Raw genomic sequence first — 21,630 nt, 5'->3', positions numbered from 1 at the left:
AGGCGCGGCGCACGGCGTGCTGCACCGGGCGGGCTCAGAGCGTTCGGCGCGGGCCTCGCGGAGGCGCTGCTCAGAGGTCCGTGAACGAGCCGTGCCGCCCGGAGCCGGAGGCGAAGCGGGCCGCGCCCTCCGCGCTCTGCGCCAGCACTCCCATGCCGTACCGGAGCTCGTCGCGCAGGGCCGTCTCCTCGTCCTGTCCCTCCTGGTCCAGGACCGACGCGCGGTCGCTGCGCAGGCAGGACTGCGGGAAGCGGGCGATGGCCGCCGCGAGGGCCTCCGCCTCGGCGCGGGCGGTGCCGGCCGGCACCACGCGGTCGGCCAGCCCCATCGCGTGCGCCTCGCGGGCCGGGACCGGGCGGCCCGTGAGAATCATGTCCATGGCCCGGCCGGTGCCGATCAGCCGGGGCAGCCGGACCGTGCCGCCGTCGATCAGCGGCACGCCCCAGCGGCGGCAGAACACCCCGAACACCGCGTCCTCCTCGGCGACCCGCAGATCGCACCACAGGGCGAGTTCCAGGCCGCCCGCGACCGCGTGCCCGGCCACCGCCGCGATCACCGGCTTGGACAGCCGCATCCGGGTCGGCCCCATCGGCCCGTCGCCGTCCTCGGCCACCCGGTTGCCGCGTTCCGTGCCGATCGCCTTCAGATCCGCGCCCGCGCAGAACGTGCCGCCCTCGCCCCACAGCACCGCCACCCGGGCATCGTCGTCCGCCTCGAACTCCCGGAAGGCCGCGGCGAGTTCGGCGGCCGTCGGGCCGTCCACCGCGTTACGGGCCTCGGGCCGGGACAGGACGACCGTGGTGACGTACTCCTGGCGTTCCACGCGGACCGGCACGATGCGTGCTCCTTCTCAAGGGGCGGCTCGAAGGTCCCACTGTGCCTCAGATGACCTTCAGCCGCACCAGTGCCCCCAGCGTCAGCGCCCCCGGCACCAGCGGCACCCACACGGTGATGATCCGGTACGCCAGCACCACCGCCGTGGCCACCGCGGCCGGGCCGCCCACCGCGACCAGGGCCACGATCAGCGCGGCCTCGACCGAACCCAGGCCGCCCGGGGTGGGCACGAGAGCCACCGCGACGGTCGCCGCGAGGTAGGCGAGCGCCATGTGCGCGACCGGCACCGGAAGGTGGAGTGCCTGGCCGACCGAGGCGAGACCGGCCGCCTGCAGCGCGGGGAAGGCCAGCGAGCCGCCCCACAGGGCGAGGGCGCGGGCCGGCCGGGCGTGCACCGACCGCGCCTCGCCCAGGGCGTCCCGCGCAAACGCGGACACGCGCGTGCGCAGCGGTCGGACCAGGGCCACGACGGCCGCCGCCGCCACCAGCAGGCCGGCCGCGCCCAGCAGCAGCGGGAGGGCCGAACCGTCCGGCAGCAGGGGGCCGAGCCGCAACGCGCCGGGGAAGGCGAGCAGCAGCGCGGTCAGCAGACCGAGCCGGCCCACGGACTCGGCCAGCAGATACAGCGCGAGCGCGGCCGAGGAGCGGGCGAGCGGCACCCCGCACACGGTCATGAAGCGCAGGTTCACCGCGCCCGCGCCCAGGCCGGTGGGCAGCAGATGGTTGGCCGAGGCCGCCGCGAACTGGGTGGCCAGCAGCCGCGCCTTCGGCAGCGGCTGCGTCACCGCACCCTGCCGGGTCACCGCGGCGGCCACCCAGGTCAGACAGGTGGCGCCGGCCGCCGCCAGCAGCCAGGGCCAGGACGCGGTGCGCAGCTGGCCGAAGCCCTCGGCGAGCAGGGCACGGTTCTGTACGGCGACCACGGCGACGAGGACCAGCGGCACCAGGCACAGCACCTGGCGGACGGGGACGCGACGGGGGATTCGTCCCCGGGGCGGCGGGGGAAGCGGGACGGCAGTCACATCGGGAGAGGTTTTCCGGACCACCCCAACGGCGGGTGGCGGAATCGCGGACGGCGGCTTACAGGGTGGGGTCATCGGGGCCTTCGGGCTGGGGGCCGGTGCGGGTGAAATCGCGCGGACATTGACCTCAACGAACCTTGAGGTTCTACGTTCTCTCCCATGAGCATGGAGACCACCGCATGGACGCAGCTGCACAGCGTGATGACCGCGCAGCAGGAGCGCCGCCCCTTCGCCCGCGCCACGCTGCGCCGCATCGCCGCCTTCGCCCGCCCACACCGCGCCGGCATCGTCCGGTTCGTGCTGCTCGGGGTGGTGACCGCGCTGCTCGCGGTCGCGACCCCCGTGCTCGCCGGCCGCGTCGTCGACGCGATCGTGGCGGGGCACGACACGGGCAGGGTGGTCCGACTTTCCCTGCTCATCGCGCTCGTCGCGGTCACGGAGGCGGGGCTTGGCATCCTCGGCCGGCGCCTGTCGGCGACGCTCGGGGAGGGACTCATCCTCGACCTCAGAACGGCTGTGTTCGATCATGTGCAGCGCATGCCTGTCGCGTTCTTCACACGTACGCGTACGGGCGCGCTGGTCAGCCGTCTCAACAACGACGTGATCGGCGCCCAGCGTGCCTTCGCCAACACCCTCTCCGGCGTCGTCAGCAACCTGGTCACCCTGCTGCTCACACTCGCGGTGATGCTGACCCTGTCCTGGCAGATCACCCTGCTCGCGCTGGTGCTGCTGCCGGTGTTCGTGCTGCCCGCCCGCCGCATGGGCAGCCGGATGGCCCGGATGCAGCGGGAGGCGGCGGCGCTGAACGCGGCCATGGGCACCCGGATGACCGAGCGGTTCTCCGCCCCCGGCGCCACCCTGGTCAAGCTGTTCGGCCGCCCGGAGGAGGAGTCGGCGGAGTTCGCGTCCCGGGCCGCCCGGGTCCGGGACATCGGCGTCCGCACGGCCACCGCCCAGTCCGTCTTCATCACCTCCCTCACCCTGGTCTCCGCCCTCGCCCTGGCCCTCGTCTACGGCCTCGGCGGCTGGTTCGCGCTGCGCGGCACCCTGGAGCCCGGCGCGGTCGTCTCCCTCGCCCTGCTGCTGACCCGGCTGTACGCCCCGCTGACCTCGCTCGCCGGGGCCCGGGTCGAGGTGATGAGCGCGATCGTCAGCTTCGAGCGGGTCTTCGAGGTGCTCGACCTCAAGCCGCTCATCGAGCAGAAGCCGGACGCCCGGGAGGTCCCCGACGGCCCGGTCGCCGTCGAGTTCGACGACGTCCGCTTCGCCTACCCCGCCGCCGACCAGGTCTCCCTCGCCTCCCTGGAGGAGGTCGCCGCGCTCGACACCCGGGGCGGCTCCGAGGTCCTGCACGGCATCTCGTTCCGCGCCGAACCCGGCCAGACGGTCGCCCTGGTCGGCTCCTCCGGCGCCGGCAAGTCGACCATCGCCCAGCTGCTGCCGCGCCTGTACGACGTCGACGCGGGCGCGGTCCGCCTCGGCGGGGTGGACGTACGCGACCTCACCTTCGCCTCCGTGCGGGCCACCCTGGGCATGGTCACCCAGGACGGCCACCTGTTCCACGACACCGTCCGCGCCAACCTGCTGCTGGCCCGCCCCGACGCCACCGACGACGACCTGTGGGACGTCCTCGGCCGCGCCCGCCTCGCCGACGTCGTACGGTCCCTGCCCGACGGCCTGGACACGGTCGTCGGCGAGCGCGGCTACCGGCTCTCCGGCGGCGAACGCCAGCGCGTGACCATCGCCCGGCTGCTGCTGGCCCGCCAGCGGGTGGTCATCCTGGACGAGGCCACCGCCCACCTGGACAACACCTCCGAGGCGGCCGTCCAGGAGGCGCTCACCGAGGCCCTGGAGGGCCGCACGGCAGTCGTCATCGCCCACCGCCTGTCCACGGTCCGCGCCGCCGACCAGATCCTGGTCGTGGAGTCCGGCCGCATCGTGGAGCGCGGCACCCACGAGGAACTCCTGACGGCGTCCGGCCGCTACGCCGAACTGCACCGGACCCAGTTCGCCCAGCGGGGCGAGGAGAGGGAGGGGCCGGTGCCGGCGGTGGGGTGAGGGCGGCTGCGGGGGCCCTGGGTGATGGGTGTCCTCGGGGCAGTTCCGGCCGATGGGACCGTGGGCGCTCCCGGTATGTCGGAAGCCTCGCCCGGGGCCGGGTGGCGCAGCCCCGGACGGGGCGGCGGTGTCCGTGTCAGGCCGGTCGGTCGCAGGTCGTCAGGAGTGCGGCGACAGCCGCGCGGATGTGCTCGTCCCGGACGAAGCCGCGCCGGCCGCCGGCGATGCGGAGGCGCTCGTCGCGGGCCGGTACCGCGCGCAGCAGGTCGGCGGCCGGCCGGGCGGCGGGGCCGATGCGCGCCAGGTGCCGTACCGCCGGGAGCATGACCGGCAGGGGGCGGCCCTCGGCCAGGCCCCGGACGGCCGAGGCCAGTGCCGGGACCGTGTGCTCCGTGTCGCCGGTCGCCGCCCACAGGACGTGGGCGGCCTCGGCACCATCGGTCACGTGGTCGACAACACCGGAGGACCGTCGAACTCCGGCAGCAACGTCGCCGACCTGGCCCGCCACCCATGACCGAAGGGATGGCCCCCCGGACGTGTGGCCCGGCGTGACCTGGATACGCGGTCTGCAGGGCAGCACCGTCCGTCCGGAAGGCCATCCCCGACATGACCAGCGCATCCCGGCCCGACCAGCACTCCGAGGTCACCCTCCGGGTCAATGGCAAACCCCACACCCTGCGCGTCGACCACCGGCGCGTCCTGCTGGACCTGCTGCGTGAGGACCTGGACCTCACCGGGTCCAAGAAGGGCTGCGACCACGGCCAGTGCGGTGCCTGCACCGTGCTGGTCGACGGGCGCCGCGTCAACAGCTGTCTGCTGCTCGCCGTGACCCTCGACGGCAGCGAGGTCACCACCGTCGAGGGCCTCGGCGGCGACGGCGAGGAGCCGCACCCGCTCCAGCGGGCCTTCCTGGACCGCGACGCCTTCCAGTGCGGCTACTGCACCCCCGGCCAGCTCTGCTCCGCCGTGGGCATGCTCGCCGAGGCCGCCGCCGGGCACCCCTCCCACGTCACCGACCCGGCGGCCCCCGCCGGCCGGCCCGTCCGGCTGGACCGGCCCGAGATCCGCGAGCGGATGAGCGGCAACCTGTGCCGCTGCGGCGCCTACCCGCGCATCGTCGAGGCGGTCGAGGACGTGATCGAGTGAACGGCTTCGGATACCTCAGGCCCGCCGGCCTCCAGGAGGCCGTCGAGGCGTACGCCGCCCACCCCGGCGCCCGCTACCTGGCCGGCGGCACCAACCTGGTCGACCTGCTGAAACTCGGCGTGGAGCGGCCCACCCTCCTCATCGACATCGGCCGGCTGCCGCTGGACACCGTCGAGGACCTGCCCGACGGCTCCCTGCGGGTCGGCGCCACCGTCCGCAACAGCGACCTCGCCGCCGACCCGCGCGTGCGCACCCGCTGGCCGGCCCTGTCCCAGGCGCTTCTCGCGGGCGCCTCGGCCCAGCTGCGCAACGCCGCCACCACCGGCGGCAACCTGCTCCAGCGCACCCGCTGCCCCTACTTCCAGGACCTGGACAAACCCTGCAACAAACGGGAGCCGGGCAGCGGCTGCGGCGCCCTGGACGGCGTCCACCGCGACCACGCCGTCCTCGGCCACTCCCCGCACTGCATCGCCACCCACCCGTCCGACATGGCCGTGGCCCTGGCCGCCCTGGACGCCCAGGTCGAGCTGTACGGCACCGACGGCACCCGGCGCCTGCCGGTCGCCGACTTCTACCGGCTGCCCGGCGAGCACCCGGAGCGGGACACCTGGATCCGCCCCGGCGAACTGGTCACCGCGGTGCTGCTCCCGGCCGCCACGGCCGGTGTCCCGTCCGCCTACCGCAAGGCCCGGGACCGGGCGTCGTACGCCTTCGCCCTCGCCTCCGTGGCCGTCGTCCTGCGGATCGCGGACGGGGTCGTCGACCAGGTGGGCATCGCCTTCGGCGGGCTCGCCCACCGCCCCTGGCGGGCCCGGCACACCGAGCTGGCCCTGCTGGGCGCCCCCGCCACCCCCGCCGCCTTCGAAGGAGCCGTGGCACTCGAACTCGCGCACGCCGAGCCGCTGCGGGACAACGCCTACAAGGTGCCCCTGGCCCGCAACCTCGCCCTGGACGTACTGCACCGTCTCGCCCCGGCACCCGCAGCGGCCTGAGCCGCCACAGGAGGACCCATGACCGGCACCGCCCTGGGCACCCCCGCCGAGCGCCGGGAAGGGCGCCAGAAGGTCACCGGCACCGCCCGGTACGCCGCCGAGTACGCCCTGCCCGGCCGCGCCCACGCCTGGCCCGTGCCCGCCGCGGTCGCCCGAGGCCGGGTCACCGCCGTCGACACCTCGGCCGCCCTCGCCCTGCCCGGGGTCCTCGCCGTCCTCACCCCCGGCGACGCGCCCCGGCTCGCCGAACCCGAGGACGGCACGCTCGCCGTGCTCCAGAACCCGGAGGTGCCGCACCGCGGCTGGTGCGTGGCCCTGGCCGTCGCCGACACGCCGGAGACCGCCCGCGCCGCCGCCCGCGCGGTCCGGATCACGTACGGCACCGCGGCGTACGACACCGGCCTCACCGAGGACCACCCGGACGCCTACGAACCCCAGGAGACCAACGCCGGCTACCCGGGCCGCGTCGAGCAGGGCGACCCGGCGGCGGCCTTCGCGTCCGCCGAGGTCCGCGTCGACGCCACCTACCGGGTACCGCCGCTGCACAACCACCCCATGGAGCCGCACGCCAGCACCGCCCACTGGGACGGCGACCGGCTCACCGTGTACACCTCCAGCCAGGGCGGTGGAACCGTCCGCTCCGTGCTCGCGCAGCTGTTCGAGATCGCGGAGGACCAGGTCACCGTCGTCTCCGAGCACGTCGGCGGCGGCTTCGGCTGCAAGGGCACCCCGCGCCCCGACGTCGTCCTCGCCGCCATGGCCGCCCGGCGCACCGGCCGGCCCGTCACCCTGGCCTACCCGCGCCGGTACCTGCCGGCCGTCGTCGGCCACCGCGCCCCCACCCTGCACCGGCTGCGCCTCGGCGCGAGCGCGGACGGCCGGCTCACCGCGCTCCTGCACGAGGTGACCACCCACACCTCCCGGGTGCGGGAGTTCGTGGAGCAGGCCGCCGTCCCCTCGCGGGTCATGTACGCGACGCCCGCGCTGCTCAGCACCCACCGCGTGGTCCGGCTGGACGTGCCCAGCCCCTCCTGGATGCGCGCCCCCGGCGAGGCGCCCGGCATGTACGCCCTGGAGTCGGCCCTGGACGAACTCGCCGACGCGCTCGGCATGGACCCCGTCGAGGTGCGCCTGCGCAACGAACCCGACCGGGAACCGGGCAGCGGCAAGCCGTTCAGCAGCCGGCACCTCGTTGAGTGCCTGCGCGAGGGCGCCCGCCGCTTCGGCTGGGACGGCCGCGACCCGCGCCCCGGCATCCGCCGCGAGGGCCCGCTGCTCCTCGGCACCGGGGTCGCCGCGGCCACCTACCCCACCGCGGCCATCCCCTCCGCCGCGACCGCCCGGGCCCTGCCCGACGGCACCTTCGTCGTCCGGACCAACGCGACCGACATCGGCACCGGCGCCCGTACCGTCCTCGCCCAGATCGCGGCCGACGCCCTCGGCGTGCCGCTGGACCGGGTCCGCGCCGAGATCGGGCACACCGACCTGCCCCCGGCATGGCTGGCCGGCGGCTCCATGGGCACCGCCTCCTGGGGCTGGGCCGTGCACGAGGCGTGCACCGAGCTGGCCGCACGGCTCGGCGACCCGCTGCCTCCCGAGGGGATCGAGACCCGCGCCGACACCGCCGGCCGGGCCGACGCCGACAGCCCCTACGCCCGGCACGCGTTCGGCGCCCACTTCGCCGAGGTCGCCGTCGACACCGTCACCGGCGAGATCCGGGTCCGCCGGCTGCTCGGCGTGTTCGCCGCCGGCCGGATCCTCAACCCCCGCACCGCACGCTCCCAGTTCACCGGCGGCATGGTCATGGGCCTCGGCATGGCCCTCACCGAGGGCAGCACCCTGGACCCGGCGTTCGGCGACTTCCCCGAGGCCGACCTGGCCTCCTACCACGTGCCCGCGCACGCCGACGTCCCCGACATCGAGGCCGACTGGATCGACGAGGACGACCCCCACCTCAACCCCATGGGCAGCAAGGGCATCGGCGAGATCGGCATCGTCGGCACCGCCGCCGCCCTCGGCAACGCCGTCCACCACGCCACCGGCATCCGCTTCCGCGAACTCCCCCTCACCCCCGACCGGATCCTCGCCGGCCTGCTGTCCGAGGGGTGACGGTGACCGGACCCACCTGGGAGTACGACGGCTACCGGCCCGCCGAGGAGCGACTGCGGGAGACCCTGTGCACCCTCGGCAACGGCTACTTCGCCACCCGCGGCGCGCTGCCCGAGTGCATCGCGGACGACGTCCACTACCCGGGCACCTACGCGGCCGGCTGCTACAACCGGCTCACCTCCGAGGTCGCCGGGCGCCGGGTCGAGAACGAGGACATGGTCAACCTGCCCAACTGGCTGCCGCTGCGCTTCCGGTCCGCGGGCGGGAACTGGCTCACCCCCGACATCGCGCCCGTCACCGAGCACCACCAGATGCTCCACCTCGATCCCGGCCTGCTGGAGCGCCGCACCCGGTACGGAACCGGCGACGGCACCCTCCTCGTCCGGCAGCTGCGCCTCGTCCACCTGGCCGACCCCCATCTCGCCGCCCTGCGCACCGAGTTCACCGCCGAGGGCCGTACCCTCGACCTGGACGTCGAGGCCGCGCTCGACGGGAGCGTCACCAACTCCGGTGTCGCCCGCTACCGGGACCTGGACGGCCGCCACCTCACCCACATCTACGTCGGCACCTCCGCACCCGGCACGGTCTGGCTGCGCTGCCGCACCCGCACCTCCGACATCAGCTTCGGACTGGCCGGCCGGCTCACCGCCGAGGCGCCGGTCACGCACGCGAACGAGGCCCACCGCGCCGTACAGCACCTGCGCCTGAGCCTGCCGCCCGGGCGGACCGTCACCGTCGACAAGACCGTGGCCCTGCACACCTCCCACGACCCGGCCATCAGCGACCCGCTGCGCGCGGCCGTGGACCGGGTCCATGACGCGCCCGGCTTCGACGAACTCCAGGAGTCGCACCACGCGGCCTGGGAGCAGCTGTGGCGGCGCACCGCGCTCGACGTGCCCGGCGAGGCGGGCAGCATCCTGCGCCTGCACCTGTTCCACGTCCTGCAGACCCTCTCACCGCACACCGCCGACCTGGACGTCGGCGTCCCCGCCCGCGGCCTGCACGGCGAGTCCTACCGGGGCCATGTCTTCTGGGACGAACTCTTCGTCCTGCCCTACCTCAACCTCCACCTCCCCGAGGTGTCCCGCGCCCTGCTCCACTACCGCCACCGCCGGCTCGACGCGGCCTGCCACGCGGCCGGCGAGCTCGGCCGGCACGGCGCGCTCTACCCGTGGCAGAGCGGCAGCGACGGCCGCGAGGAGACCCAGCAGCTGCACCTCAACCCGCGCTCCGGCCGCTGGCTGCCGGACCATTCCCGGCTCCAGCACCACGTCGGCTCGGCCGTCGCGTACAACGTCTGGCAGTACTGCGAGGCGACCGGCGACACCGACTTCCGGCACGGCGAGGGCGCCGAGATGCTCCTGCAGATCGCCCGCTTCTGGGCGGACTCGGCGACCTGGGACGACCACCTCGGCCGCTACCGCGTCCGGGGCGTGATGGGCCCCGACGAGTACCACGACGCCTACCCCGGAGCGGACCATCCCGGTCTCGACGACAACGCGTACACCAACGTCACCGCCGCCTGGGTGCTCACCCGCACCCTGGAGCTGCTGAGCGACCTGCCCGCGCCGCGCCGCAGCGAACTCACCGAGCACCTCGGCCTCGCCGAGGACGAGCCCGCCCGCTGGGAGGAGGTCTCCCGCCGGCTGCGCATCCCCTTCCACGACGGGGTGATCAGCCAGTTCGACGGCTACGGCGACCTCGCCGAGCTGGACTGGGCCGACTACCGCAAGCGGTACGACGACATCCGGCGCCTGGACCGGATCCTGGAGGCGGAGGGCGACACCGTCAACCGCTACAGGGCGTCCAAACAGGCCGACGTCCTCATGCTGGGCTACCTCTTCTCCCTGCCCGAACTGCACTCCCTGTTCCAGCAGTTGGGCTACCGGCTGGACGAGCACATCTGGTCCGCGACCGTGGACCACTATCTGCACCGCACCAGCCACGGCTCCACACTCAGCGGCCTGGTCCACGGCTGGATCCTGACCCGCGCCCGCCGCGCGGACGCCTGGAGCTTCGTCCAGGAGGCGCTGCGCGGCGACATCGCCGACCTGCAGGGCGGCACCACCGGCGAGGGCATCCACCTCGGCGCGATGGCCGGCACGCTCGACCTCGTCCAGCGCGGGCTGACAGGCCTGGAGACCCGGGGCGGCGCCCTGTACCTCGACCCGGTCCCGCTGCCCGAGCTGTCCTCCTACGGCTTCACCGCCCGCTACCACGGCCACTGGGGCGTCCAGCTGCGTCTGCGCAGCGGCCTGCTGGAGATCGCCGTACCGCCCTCCCACAGCTCACCCATCGACCTGCGCCTGCGCGACCGCGAGGTGCCGGTGGGGCCGGGGGAGACGGCCCGGCTGGTGCTGCCCGACTGAGGCAGCCTCAGCCCCCGGCGACCGGGTACCGGTGCACCGGTGGCAGACCCGGCAGCAGCCCGGGCCACACCGTGTCCAGGACATGCGCGCTCGGCGTGAACAGCGGCTGGGCGAGGCCGGGCAGACCGGCGACCTCGTGCCACTCCCAGCGGCGGATCAACTGCGGCTCGGTGACCACGGGTTCGCCGGTGACCGCGGTGACCTGGACGGCGGCCGTCACCCGCGGGACGCCGTGCACCGAGTCCATCAGGACGGCCCGCACCCGCGCGCCCGCCGGGTCGGCCTTCAGGGACGTCTCCTCCTCCAGCTCGCGCACGGCCGCGGCGGCGAAGTCCTCGCCCGGGTCGTTCTTGCCGCCGGGCAGCTCCCACACGCCCCGCACCGACCAGCCCAGCAGTACCCGCCCCGCCGGGTCCGTGACGACGACCCCGGCACCGGTCAGGGCGTGCGGGGCGGGCCGCCCCTTGCCGGCGCAGACGAGCGGGACGGCGACGGGGCCGCGCAGCACGAGCAGGGCCAGCCCGTCGGCGTCGTACCGCTCGGCGGACTCCCAGCCCGCGCACAGCAGCCCGATCTCCTCCTCGTCCAGGGCCACACCCCGCTTGTGCTCCGGTACGGCGTCCGCGACCGGGGTGATCACGCAGAGCGCGCCGCCGGGACGCAGCCGCTCCCGCAGCCGGCCGAGCACCCGGGTGCGGTCGTGGACGAACGCCCAGCCGAGCCGGGAGACGATCAGGTCGTACGCGGCGTGCGGCAGCCGGTCGAGGCTGTCGTGCTCGATGTCCAGCCGCCGGTACGTCACCCCCGTACCCCCGGTACCGCCCGCCGCGTCGGCGCGCCGGGCCTCGGCGAGCGCCACGGCGGAGAAGTCGACGGCGTCCACCTGGTACCCGGACCCGGCCAGGTGGCGGGCGAGTTCGCCGAGTCCGCAGCCGACGTCCAGACAGCGCCCGCCGGCCGGCGCCGGGACGTGTTCGGCGAGCAGCCGGCGTTCGGCGGGGCCGAGGGACCGGAACCGGCCCCCGCTCGCGTAGTGCGCGTCCCACTCCTCGGGCCTTCGACGTGCCACCGGGCCTCCTTTGTGCCGGTCGATGCGGACAAGGAGATCATCGCCGGGTCACGGCCGGGACACACCGGCGTCCGCGATCTCGACGGCGGTGGCCGGGAGTACCACCATGGGAGGGCGGCCGAGGACGAGAGGAGCTGCCGGACATGAGGGTGACCGACGTGCCCTTGCGCGTCCTGGCCGTGGACGACGAGGAACCCGCGCTCGACGAGCTGCGGTACCTGCTGGGGCAGGACCCGCGGGTCGGTACGGTCGTGTCCGCGCCGGAGGCCACCGAGGCGCTGCGCCGGCTGAGCCGGGCCATGGCGGAGGGCCCGGACGGGCCGGAGGGCTTCGACGTCGTCTTCCTCGACGTCGGCATGCCCGGCCTCAGCGGTCTCGAACTGGCCCGGCTGCTGGGCGGGTTCGCCGCCCCGCCGCTGGTCGTCTTCGTCACCGCGCACGAGGACTTCGCCGTGCGCGCCTTCGACCTCAAGGCCGTGGACTATCTGCTCAAGCCGCTGCGCGAGGAGCGCTTCGCCGAGGCCGTACGGCGGGTCGCGGAGCTGGTCCGGGCCGGGCAGGGCCCCCGGCCGGCCGCCCCGCCGGCGCCCGCGGCCCCGGACGCCGGTGACCAGGTGCCCGTCGAGCTGGGCGGGGTGACCCGGTTCGTGCCCCTCGCCGACATCACCCATGTCGAGGCGCAGGGCGACTACGCGCGCCTGCACACCGGCCGGGGCAGCCATCTCGTGCGGATCCCGCTGTCCACCCTGGAGGAGCAGTGGCGTTCGCGCGGCTTCGTGCGGATCCACCGCAGCCGTCTCGTCGCCCTCGGCCGGATCGAGGAACTCCGCCTGGACGGCGGGAATGTGACCGTCCGGATCGGCGACCGGGTGCTCGCGGTGAGCCGGCGCAACGCCCGGGAGCTACGCGATCTGCTGGCCGGACGTGCGGCGGGCCGGACGCGCTGAGCCGCGCAGGGCACCGAGGCCGGTTCCCGGCCGCCGCATGCCATGGCTGTTCGGCCACGGTGGCCGAACGTCGACGTGCATCCGACTGAGGAACAGCGCCCGGCCGCCGTGGCATTGCTCACGTTCACGAAGGCGCCGGGAAGGGCAGGGCTAGTCCCCGGGACATGCGCGGCGGCGAGCCGCCTTGCCGCGCGGACCGGGGTGGGACTTGTGTGGGGGAATGGTGAGCGGTGGCCGCGGCCCGGCGTTCTCCGGCTAAGCGTCGAGGAGCGTTAACGGGAGCGTCACAGCGATTCGTGGTACTTCACCGAATGAATACGTATGGTTGTACGAAGGGATCGATGAAGTAGGTGGCGAGAAGTGAATTCTCGCCAGCCTTGTGACGTTCGTGCGCGACTGCGTTTCACCCTACGTGTAGACAACACGGACAACTGGGTCACAGGCCAGGGGGGTTACCTGATGTCCTTCATCAAGCCGGTTTGTGCCAGGCGGCGACTGCCTCGGCAAGGCGGGATTCCCAGACCGTTCCCCCACGGAACGAGGCGGACCGGGCGCTGACGCGCAAGCTGTGAGCCACGAAAACGTGCTGCGCAGGGCGCCCCCACCGGCCGGAAACGGCCGGATCGCGTGCGCCACGGGGGAGGCGAGGCGCTGCGTACACATGGTCCGGAACAAACGGTCAACGGGTCCGAGCGACACCCCACGAGTTCAGAACGCCACCCGATTACAAGTCAGAGGTTGTAGTGCCCCCGCGATATTCAGTCATATCCGAGCAAACTCTTCTGGAATCGTCCGCCGAGCCAGGCCGTTCTATTGCACAGTCCGCGCTGTTCTGGCTCGACGGGCGGCTCGGCAAAAGCATGGAGTTAGCCGCCGCCGCGACCGAACCGGCCCAGGGGGAACGGGCCGGCCGTGCCACGCCGGAGGCGCGCATCTGGTACGCGACGCTGCTGACGCGCGTCCGTGGCCTACGGCCGGCCGCACGGCTCCTCGCCGGCGAGCCGACCGCCCCGAACGGACCCCACCGCACCGAGGTGCAGGCGGCGCTGCTGCTGTGCGAAGCGGAGATCCACCTCGCCGAGGGCAAGCTCACCGAGGCGACGGCGGCGGCCGAAGCCGGACTCCGGCTGGCCGGCCAGGCCGGGAACCGGGGACTCCCCCCGCGGGGGCACGTGGTCCTGGCCGTGTGCTCGGTGCGCTCCCTGGACCTGACGACCGGCCTGCTGTACGCGAACCGGCTGCGCGACGCGGCACTGCTCGGTCAGGAGAACCTCATGCCGGGGCAGTGCGTCTGGGCCGCCGCCCAGGCCCTGGAGGCGCGCGACGGCATGGAGAGCGTGGCGCACCTGCTCAAGGGCATCCTCCACGACGACGTGCTCACCCGCGACCTGCTGGTCTCCCAGCCGGCGGCGGCCTCCTGGCTGGTCCGGGCCGGGCAGCGCCTCGGCGACGAGTCCCTCGCCGAGAGCACCGTCCGCGCGATGAGCCAGCTCGCCCTGGAGAACCGCGGTTTCCGCAGCGTCCAGGCGGCGGCCGAGCATGCCATGGGCCTGTACGAGCGCAACGCGGACGTCCTGGAGGCCGCGGCCGAGCGGCACCTGGACCCCTGGGCCCGCGCGTCCGCCCTGGAGGACGCGAGCCGGCTGCGCGCCGCGCGGGCACCGGAGCGCGACCGGGCCGTCGACCTGCTCCGCCGCGCCGCCGACGCCTACCTGGCGGCGGGCTCGTCCCGGGACCTGTCCCGGGTCCAGAGCCGGCTCCGCGAACTCGACGACCACGGGGGCCGTCCGGCGCGCAGCCGAACCCGGGTCAGCCGGCTCACCGACACCGAGTTCGCGGTGGCCGAGCTGGTCAGCCAGGGCCTCACCAACGGGCGGGTCGGCAGCCAGCTCTACATCTCCCCGCACACGGTGGCGTTCCACCTGAAGAAGATCTTCCGCAAGCTCGACGTGACCTCCCGCGTCGAACTGGCCCGTTCCTGGAACCGGATCCTGGTGGAGGAACGCGGCGGCCACCCGCGCGAGTCCGGGCCCGACTTCCTGGACCGCCCCGTCGTGGCCCGGCAGGCCGTGTAGCCGCCGGCGCGCGCGGGAGCCGTCGTCGCAGGTGACGGCCCCCGCGCCCGCACCACCACCCGCGCCCTACCAACCTGAGGGATGCCGCCGCGACGGTCCCCCGCCGTAGCCTCCATCGAGGGAAACACCGCTCCTCACCGCGATGTGCCGCCCCGTCGGCGAGCGCCGGCCGGAAGGGACCGGGCGGGTGGCCGGAACAGCTTCACCGATTGCCAGGAGTCATGTCATGACCCATCTTCTGCACATCGACGCGAGCATCCGCTCCGGCGAGTCCGTGACGCGGCAGCTCACCGCCGAGTTCGCCACGCAGTGGCGGCAGCACCACCCCGACGCCGGCTACACCTACCGCGACCTCGGCGCCGAGCCCGTCCCGCACATCACGCACGAGGTGCGGGAGTGGCTCTTCGACCCGACCGGCGACCTGCACGGGGTCGGCCCCGAGGAGCAGGCCCGCACCGAGGCGCTCGTCTCCGAGGTCCGCGAGGCGACCACGATCGTGCTCGGCGTCCCGATGTACAACTACACGATCCCGTCGTCCATCAAGGCCTGGATCGACCGGCTGGTCAGCCCGGCGCACATGCTGCCCCCGGGCGCCGAGTCCGGCGCGCTGAGCGGCAAGAGCGTCATCGTCGTCACCGCGCGCGGCGGCTCCTACGCCCCCGGTACCCCGCGCGAGGGCTGGGACTACCAGGAGCCGTACCTGCGGGCCGTGCTGAGCGCCATCGGCCTCGCCGACAACCTGAGGTTCGTCCACGCCGAACTGACCTTCGCGGCCATCGTGCCCGCCATGGAGCAGCTGAAGCCGCTCGGTGAGAAGTCCCTCGCGGACGCCCGGGAGACCCTGCGGAAGCTGGCCCTCTGACCTTCGGCACCACCATTTTCGCGGGCCGGTACGTTCGCACACACTGTGGGGAAGGTGCTTCATGAGCGAGATGCTCTCCTTTGAAGATGTCTGGTCACGTACCCATCACTTCGACCCTCCCGCGATCTTCGACAAGCTCCGGGAGGAACGCCCGCTCGCGCGGATGGCTTACCCCGACGGTCACATCGGCTGGATCGCCACGAGCCACCAGCTCGTCCGGGAGGTCCTCAGCGACCCCCGGTTCAGCCACAGCCTGGAGATCGGGCACTTCCCCGTCACCAAGTACGGCGCGCCCGTACCGCAGTTCCCGGCCATGCCCGGCATGTTCATCCACATGGACCCGCCGGACCACACCCGGTTCCGCCGCATGCTGGCGCGGGAGTTCACCGTCCGGCGCATCGCCGAACTCGCCCCGCACGTCGAAGCGGTGACCGCCGAGCAGATCGAGGCGATGCGCGAGCACGGCGCGCCCGCCGACCTGCTCACCACCTTCGCCAAGCCGCTCGTCCTGCGCGTCCTGTCCGACCTGGTCGGCCTGCCGTACGAGGAGAAGGAGCGGTACGCCGACGCGCCCGCCATCACCCACGACCCCGACGGTGACGCCGAGGAGTCGATGGCGGTCTTCCAGCAGGTCGGCGCGCTCATCGGGGAGACCATCGAGCGCAAGCGCAAGCAGCCCGGTGACGACATCATCAGCCGGCTCCTGGCCGCCGGCGAGCTGACCGACGAGGAACTCGGCAACATCGTGGCCCTGTTGCTGTTCGCGGGTTACGAGACCACCGAGAGCGCTCTCACCGTCGGCGTCATGGCGCTGCTGCACCACCCCGAGCAACTCGCCGCCCTGCGCGCCGACCTGTCCAAGGTCGACGCGGCGGTGGAGGAGATCCTCCGCTATGTCACGGTCAACCAGTACGAGATCTTCCGGACCGCGCTGGAGGACGTCGAGCTGGACGGCCGGCTGGTGAAGAAGGGGGAGACCGTCACGGTGTCCCTGCCGGCCGCCAACCGCGACCCGGCGAAGTACGGCTGCCCCGCGCACCTCGATCTCGACCGTGACACCGCCGGGCACCTGGCGTTCGGCCACGGCATCCACCAGTGCGTCGGCCAGAACCTGGCCCGCCTGGAACTCCGCACCGGCCTGCGCGCGTTGCTGCAGGCCTTCCCCGACCTGACGGCGGCCACCCCGGCCGAGGAGGTCCCGCTGCGCACCCGCGGCTCCGTCTTCGGCCTGAAGAGCCTCCCCGTCTCCTGGTGAGCCCTCCGGCCTCCGGGTGAGCCTCCGGGCCGCCCGGCGGGCCGCCCGGCCTCCGGGTGAGCCCGGCAGCTCGCCCGGTCCCCTGCAGTACGCCCGCCCTCCGACCCCGTCCGGCGGTACGGCGGCCACCCGCGCGACGGCGCACGGGTGGCCGTGACCGCCCCCTCCGGCCGCCCCGGACCGGCCCCTCCCGGCCGTCCGTGGCGGTGGGAACGGCACGGGACCCCGCCCGCCCCGGCGGCGGGGGACCGGCCGCCCCGCCCCTTCCGGGCGCCTGACCGCCGCGCGCACCACCGCGGCGGAGGGATGTCTGCTCCCGTCGTTCCGGACGACGGCCGGCTGTCCACTGTCGTACAGCCGCCCGCGCCGCGTCCGGTCTCCGCCCCCGACCCGCTGCTCCCGGTACCCGCTGCCGCCCTGTGGAAGGAGTCCGAGGCGTGCGTCCCGACCTGGTCACACCGCTTGCGGTCACGCTGCACGAGCACGCCCGCCGCATCCCGGAGAAGGTCGCCTTCGCCGACGACCGGCGCGCGGTCACCTATGCGGAGCTGGAGGCCCGCACCCGCCGGCTCGCCGGGCATCTCGTCCGGCTCGGGCTGCGCCGCGGCGACCGGGTGGCGCTCTGCCTCGGCAACTCCGTCGCCATGGTGGAGGGGTACCTCGCGGTCGTGCGCGCCGGAGGCATCGGCGTGCCGGTGAACCCGCGGTCCGCGCCCGCCGAGCTGGAGTACCTCCTCGCCGACAGCGGCGCGCGGTTCGTGCTCGCCGGGGCAAGCGGTGCAGTGACGTTTCTGCCGATGGTCTCGTCCACCGCCCCGGACGCCACCGTCCTGGTGGCCGGCACCACCGCCGTCCCGCCCGGCGCCCACGCCTACGACGACCTCGCGGTCACCGAGCCCGGCACGCCCGCCCCCGACGACCTCGGCCTGGACGAGGTGGCCTGGATGTTCTACACGTCCGGCACCACCGGGCGCCCCAAGGGCGTGCTCTCCACGCAGCGCAACTGCCTGTGGTCGGTCGCCGCCAGCTACGTCCCCATCCCGGACCTGCGCCAGGACGACCGGGTGGTGTGGCCGCTGCCGCTCTTCCACAGCCTGTCCCACATCGCCTGCGTGCTGTCCGTGACCTCCGTCGGGGCCACCGCCCGCATCACGGACGGCGCTTCCGCCGACGACGTCCTGGACCTGCTCCGCTCGGAGCGGGCCACCTTCCTCGCCGGCGTCCCCACCACCTACCACCACCTCGTCGCCACCGCCCGCCGCACCGGCCTCGCCCTGCCCGACCTGCGCATGGGGCTCGTCGGCGGCGCCGTCACCGGCTCCGAGCTGCGCCGCTCCTTCGAGGACACCTTCGGCGTCCCGCTGGTCGACGCGTACGGCTCCACCGAGACCTGCGGCGCGATCACCATGAACCCGCCGGACGGGGCCCGTGTCGAGGGCTCCTGCGGGCTGCCCGTGCCGGGCGTCGACGTCCGCGTCGTCGACCCCGACACCGGAGAGGACGTGCCCACGGGACAGGAGGGCGAGGTCTGGGTCAGCGGACCCAACGTCATGGTCGGCTACCACAACAGCCCCGAGGCGACCCGGGCCGCCCTGCGCGACGGCTGGTTCCGCACCGGCGACCTGGCCCGCCGGGACGCGGCCGGCTACTTCACCGTCTGCGGCCGGCTCAAGGACCTGATCATCCGGGGCGGCGAGAACATCCACCCCGACGAGGTCGAGGCCGTCCTGCGCACCGCCCCCTCGGTCGCCGACGCGGGGGTCGCCGGAGCCGCCCACGACACCCTCGGCGAGGTGCCCGTCGCCTGGGTGGTCCCCGGACCCGACGGCCTCGACCTGCCCGCCCTGCTCGACCACTGCCGCGCCCGGCTCTCCGCCTACAAGATCCCCGAGCGGATCCACGAGGTGTCCGGCATCCCGCGCACCGCCTCCGGGAAGATCGTCCGCCGGCTGCTCGCCGCCCAGCCGTACTGGCCGCGCCACACGGCCGACGGCCACCACGACGCGCTGCTGAGCCCCGCGTGGGTGCCGGCACCGGCCGGCACCGGCGACGGCGCACGTCCGGTCGCGTGCGCCGTGGTCGGCGAGGACACCTCCGGACTCGTGGCGGCACTGCGCGCGGCGGGGGTGCACGCGGAACTCCACCCGGACCTGGCGTCCGCGGCGGACACGGCTCCCGGCCTGACGTTCCTGCTGCCGCCGGCCGCCTCCGCCGGCCCCCTGGCCCAAGCCCGCCTCCTCATCGAGCACATGACCGGCGAGGGCGCCCCCGAACCCCTGGTGGTCCTCACCCGGGAGGCCACGCCCGTCGGTGACACCGCGCCGGACCCCGCCGGCGGCGCCCTGTGGGCCGCCGTACGGTCGCTCCAGGCGGACGGGCACCGGACGGTGACCGTCATCGACATCGACACCGAGGCTCCGGACGCAGAGACACTGCTGGCCGCAACCGCCTCGGGTGAGCCCCAAATCGTCGTGCGCGACGGTGAGTTGCTGGTGCCCCGGCTGCTGCGCACCCCCGTGGACGGCCGGCCGCGTCCCGCCGCCGGCCTCGACCGGCCCGGAACCGTCGTCGTCACCGGCACGGACACGCCCGCCGGTGCCGCGCTCGCCCACCATCTCGCCGGCGTGCACCGGGCCCCGCGCCTGCTGCTCGTCCACGCCCCCGGTACGGCCGACCGCACCGACCCGGACGCCTGGCCCGCCGGCACCGACACGCGCAGCGTCGCCGCCGACGCGACCGGCCTGCGCGAGGCCCTGGCGGACGCCCACCCGGTGAGCCTGGCGGTGCACACCGCCGACGACCCCGACCTGGCCCGGACCCTGGCCGAACTCATCGGCGACGCCGGCGAGTTCGTTGCCGTCACCGACGGCTCCGCGACCCTGGGCGCCCCCGGCGACCCGGACCGGGCGGTGCGCGGCGCCCTCACCGAGGCGGTCGCGCACGCCCGCCGGCTGCGGGGCCCGGCAGCCAGCCTCGTCTGGGCCGCTGAGGACGGTGCGGCCCAACTCGCCGACCTGCTCGCCGCGTTCGACGTGCTCCTGGCCGGACGGGCCCCCGCCCTCCTCGCGCCCGGCCCGTCCCGGGCGGTCCCCGCACTCCTCCGCGCCCTGGCCGAGCCGCCGGCCCGGCAGGTCCGCGCCGACGAGACCGTCACCGTCGCCCTGCGCGCCCGCCTGACCGGCCTGGACCCGCGAGCCCAGCGTGCCCTCCTCGAACGGCTGGTCGGGGAGCAGGCCGCCGCCGTCCTCCACGGCCCCGACACGGGCCCCCTCCCGGCCGACCGCGCCTTCCGAGACCTGGGCCTGACCTCGGTGGCCGTCGTCGCCCTGCGCGACCGGCTGACCGAGCACACCGGGCTACGACTGCCCACCACCGTGACCTTCGACCACCCGACCCCCCGGGAACTGGCGGCCCACCTGCGCACCGCGATCCTCGGACTGGACGACACCTCGGTGACGCCGGAGCGGACGGTCGCGGGCGCGGATCCGCAGGAGCCGATCGCCATCGTCGGCATGGCCTGCCGGCTGCCCGGCGGCATCAACACCCCCGACGAGCTATGGCAGTTGCTGGCCGCGGGCCGCGACGCCGTCTCCGCCTTCCCGGCCGACCGGGGCTGGGACCTCGACCGGCTCTTCGACGCCGATCCGGACAAGGCCGGCACGTCCTACGTCGACCAGGGCGGCTTCCTGACCGACGCCGGCGGGTTCGACGCGGGCTTCTTCGGCATCTCGCCGCGCGAGGCGCTGGCGATGGACCCGCAGCAGCGCCTGCTCCTCGAAACGTCCTGGGAGGCGCTGGAGCGGGCCGATATCGACCCGCTGTCGCTGAAGGGCACGGACGTCGGCGTGTTCGCCGGAGTCATGGGCCAGCAGTACGGCTCCGGCGGCGAACTCCCCGCCGAACTCGAAGGCTTCGTGACCACCGGAACCGCGTCCAGCGTGGCTTCCGGCCGGATCGCCTACGTGTACGGCCTCGAAGGTCCCGCGGTGAGCGTGGACACCGCCTGCTCCTCCTCCCTGGTCGCCATGCACCTGGCCGCGCAGGCCCTGCGGCGCGGGGAGTGCGCCATGGCCCTGGCCGGCGGCGCGACCGTCATGGCCACCCCGGGCACCTTCGTGGAGTTCTCCCGGCAGCGGGCGCTGGCCGCCGACGGCCGCTGCAAGTCGTACGCGGACGCCGCCGACGGCACCGGCTGGGCCGAGGGCGCCGGCGTCCTCGTCCTGGAGCGCCTGTCGGAGGCCCGGCGCAACGGCCACCGGGTGCTGGCGGTGCTGCGCGGCAGCGCGATCAACCAGGACGGCGCCTCCAACGGCCTCACGGCCCCGAGCGGTCCCTCCCAGCAGCGGGTGATCCGCCGAGCACTGGCCGACGCCGGGCTGACCACCGCGGACGTGGACGCGGTGGAGGGCCACGGCACCGGAACCACCCTCGGCGACCCGATCGAGGCCCAGGCGCTCCTCGCCACCTACGGCCAGGACCGTGAACGGCCGCTGTGGCTGGGCTCGTTGAAGTCCAACATCGGGCACACGCAGGCCGCGGCCGGTGTCGCCGGCGTGATCAAGATGGTCCAGGCGATGCGGCACGGCGTGCTGCCCGCCACGCTGCACGTCGACGCCCCCTCGTCCCAGGTCGACTGGTCGGCCGGCGCGGTCGAACTGCTCACGGAGTCCCGCGTGTGGCCGGAGACGGCCGGACGTCCGCGCCGGGCCGGCGTCTCCTCCTTCGGCGTGAGCGGCACCAACGCGCACGTGATCCTGGAGCAGGTGCCGGAGGAGCCGGCCGCCGCCCGTGCGTCGTATGACGGTGTGGTGCCGGTGGTGGTGTCGGCCGTGTCGGAGGGTTCGCTGGCCGGTCAGGCGGAGCGGCTGGCGGCGTTCGCCGGGGACACGGAT

General features: G+C 74.5%; 14 protein-coding genes. 10 read left to right on the top strand and 4 right to left on the bottom strand.

Annotation, left to right across the window (positions count from 1 at the left end):
* Positions 1 to 70: 70 nt before the first annotated feature.
* Entirely contained in the window at positions 71 to 835 is a 765-nt protein-coding gene (locus ABZ937_RS34675; RefSeq protein WP_361697822.1) for a crotonase/enoyl-CoA hydratase family protein, read from the bottom strand.
* 46 nt (positions 836 to 881) lie between these two features.
* Positions 882 to 1,856 (bottom strand): lysylphosphatidylglycerol synthase transmembrane domain-containing protein, encoded by a 975-nt coding sequence (locus tag ABZ937_RS34670; RefSeq protein ID WP_361697821.1) that lies wholly within the window; start codon positions 1,854 to 1,856, stop codon positions 882 to 884.
* Between the two features lie 165 nt (positions 1,857 to 2,021).
* On the opposite strand from ABZ937_RS34670, the gene ABZ937_RS34665 reads away from it, so the two are divergent.
* Positions 2,022 to 3,914, top strand: coding sequence for an ABC transporter ATP-binding protein (locus ABZ937_RS34665; protein WP_361697953.1), 1,893 nt, complete (start codon positions 2,022 to 2,024; stop codon positions 3,912 to 3,914).
* A 136-nt stretch (positions 3,915 to 4,050) separates the two neighbouring features.
* Here the strand turns inward: ABZ937_RS34665 and ABZ937_RS34660 are convergent, their stop codons facing one another.
* On the bottom strand, positions 4,051 to 4,359 hold the full coding sequence (locus tag ABZ937_RS34660; RefSeq protein ID WP_361697819.1) for a hypothetical protein: 309 nt from the start codon (positions 4,357 to 4,359) through the stop codon (positions 4,051 to 4,053).
* A gap of 161 nt (positions 4,360 to 4,520) precedes the next feature.
* On the opposite strand from ABZ937_RS34660, the gene ABZ937_RS34655 reads away from it, so the two are divergent.
* From ABZ937_RS34655 to ABZ937_RS34640, 4 genes are read left to right on the top strand one after another with little or no spacing between them, the layout of a single operon-like run.
* The gene (locus ABZ937_RS34655) at positions 4,521 to 5,060 is read left to right on the top strand and encodes a 2Fe-2S iron-sulfur cluster-binding protein (RefSeq protein ID WP_361697817.1); all 540 of its coding nucleotides are present in this window, start codon (positions 4,521 to 4,523) and stop codon (positions 5,058 to 5,060) included.
* Positions 5,057 to 6,052 carry a xanthine dehydrogenase family protein subunit M gene (locus ABZ937_RS34650; protein ID WP_361697815.1) on the top strand — a complete coding sequence of 332 codons (996 nt, stop codon included), beginning with the start codon at positions 5,057 to 5,059 and terminating at the stop codon, positions 6,050 to 6,052. The genes ABZ937_RS34655 and ABZ937_RS34650 overlap by 4 nt, the downstream gene beginning before the upstream one ends.
* A gap of 18 nt (positions 6,053 to 6,070) precedes the next feature.
* The gene (locus ABZ937_RS34645) at positions 6,071 to 8,161 is read left to right on the top strand and encodes a xanthine dehydrogenase family protein molybdopterin-binding subunit (RefSeq protein ID WP_361697813.1); all 2,091 of its coding nucleotides are present in this window, start codon (positions 6,071 to 6,073) and stop codon (positions 8,159 to 8,161) included.
* The gene (locus ABZ937_RS34640) at positions 8,158 to 10,530 is read left to right on the top strand and encodes a glycosyl hydrolase family 65 protein (RefSeq protein ID WP_361697810.1); all 2,373 of its coding nucleotides are present in this window, start codon (positions 8,158 to 8,160) and stop codon (positions 10,528 to 10,530) included. The genes ABZ937_RS34645 and ABZ937_RS34640 overlap by 4 nt, the downstream gene beginning before the upstream one ends.
* 7 nt (positions 10,531 to 10,537) lie before the next feature.
* Here ABZ937_RS34640 and ABZ937_RS34635 read toward each other — a convergent pair whose 3' ends face one another.
* Entirely contained in the window at positions 10,538 to 11,599 is a 1,062-nt protein-coding gene (locus tag ABZ937_RS34635; RefSeq protein WP_361697808.1) for an NUDIX domain-containing protein, read from the bottom strand.
* A gap of 143 nt (positions 11,600 to 11,742) precedes the next feature.
* On the opposite strand from ABZ937_RS34635, the gene ABZ937_RS34630 reads away from it, so the two are divergent.
* The 5 genes from ABZ937_RS34630 to ABZ937_RS34610 all read left to right on the top strand — a co-directional run.
* Positions 11,743 to 12,546 (top strand): LytTR family DNA-binding domain-containing protein, encoded by an 804-nt coding sequence (locus ABZ937_RS34630; RefSeq protein ID WP_361697806.1) that lies wholly within the window; start codon positions 11,743 to 11,745, stop codon positions 12,544 to 12,546.
* Between the two features lie 860 nt (positions 12,547 to 13,406).
* Entirely contained in the window at positions 13,407 to 14,621 is a 1,215-nt protein-coding gene (locus tag ABZ937_RS34625) for a LuxR C-terminal-related transcriptional regulator (RefSeq protein ID WP_361697804.1), read from the top strand.
* 226 nt (positions 14,622 to 14,847) lie between these two features.
* A complete protein-coding gene (locus ABZ937_RS34620; protein WP_361697802.1) occupies positions 14,848 to 15,483 on the top strand; it encodes an NAD(P)H-dependent oxidoreductase in 636 nt (211 codons plus the stop codon).
* A 61-nt stretch (positions 15,484 to 15,544) separates the two neighbouring features.
* Positions 15,545 to 16,738, top strand: a complete 1,194-nt coding sequence (locus ABZ937_RS34615; protein ID WP_361697800.1) for a cytochrome P450 — start codon at positions 15,545 to 15,547, stop codon at positions 16,736 to 16,738.
* 437 nt (positions 16,739 to 17,175) lie between these two features.
* The coding region (locus ABZ937_RS34610) for a beta-ketoacyl synthase N-terminal-like domain-containing protein (RefSeq protein WP_361697798.1) at positions 17,176 to 21,630 on the top strand (4,455 nt) is incomplete at its 3' end.

The sequence above is a fragment of the Streptomyces sp. NPDC046727 genome (genome assembly GCF_040645635.1).
Taxonomy (GTDB): Bacteria; Actinomycetota; Actinomycetes; order Streptomycetales; family Streptomycetaceae; genus Streptomyces.
The sequence above is the reverse complement of the archived record's forward strand: the minus strand, read 5'-3'. Positions and strand labels throughout refer to the sequence as shown.